Annotated in this window: 1 protein-coding gene and 1 pseudogene; one reads left to right on the forward strand and one right to left on the reverse strand. The window is 71.0% G+C overall.

All coding sequences use genetic code 11. The features are described from left to right. Window positions 1–463, reverse strand: a 463-nt coding sequence (locus JMF90_RS38870; protein ID WP_231691690.1) for a DUF1841 family protein, incomplete at its 3' end; no start/stop codon positions are given. Window positions 464–642: 179 nt separating this feature from the next. Here JMF90_RS38870 and JMF90_RS38875 point away from each other — a divergent pair. Continuing rightward, a pseudogene (locus tag JMF90_RS38875) lies at window positions 643–844 on the forward strand (EamA/RhaT family transporter); the annotation flags it as partial.

Here is an 844-nt window from a genome sequence, read left to right on the forward strand (position 1 = left end):
CGCGCGACGCGCGGCGCAGGATGCGCTGCAGGTACGCGTCGGTATCGGGCGGCGTGTTGGTGCGCTGCGCTTCCCAGATCGTCTCGCCGAGGCATTCCATGATCGCGTGCTGCGCGTCGTGGGTCGAGTCGAGCTTCGCGGCCAGCTTGTCGTGCGCGGCGCGGATGCCGGGCGGCTGGTCGATCGACAACTGCTCGCTGATCGCGAGGTGCATCGACAGGTGCAGGAACGGGTTGGTGCGGCCTTCCTCGGGCGTGTAGTTGCGCGCCGCCGCGCCGTCGGCATCGGCCAGTTCGTCGTGGTACTCGGGATGCTCGACGATCCAGTCGGCCGCGATCGCTTCCAGCGGCGTGAGGATCTCGCCCGCGCGCTGCTTGCGCCAGGTCTCGGTGAAAAAGCGACGCACGTCGTCGCGGCTTGGATTGAACATGGTGGGGAAACGTCGTGATTCGGATGGCATCATGCCGCGTCGGGCATTGTACGCCGGCGCGACGGACGGCGCTGGCGCCGGCCCCCGGGAGCGGTCGGCGCGGAACGCGCGGCCGCCCGCCGCGCAACGGGTAAGCGCGGGCTAGGCTCGGCGCCGCCGCGCCGCTACACTCCGACGATTCCCGTCACGGCGCCCCGTTCGCCCGTTTCATCATGACCGCCACCGTTCGCTCATCGTCCGCCGCCCTGCAGGGCGCGTTCTACGTCGCGTTGTCCGCCGCCGCGTTCGGCGCGATGGCGATTTTCGGCCGCTATGCGTATGCGGCCGGCGTCGACGTGCTCGGGCTGCTGATCGTGCGCTTCGCGATCGGCGGCGCGGTGCTCGCGGCGATCGCACGGCACCGCCGCGTCGCCT

Source organism: Burkholderia sp. E168m23, from assembly GCF_016586125.1.
GTDB lineage: Bacteria > Pseudomonadota > Gammaproteobacteria > Burkholderiales > Burkholderiaceae > Burkholderia > Burkholderia orbicola.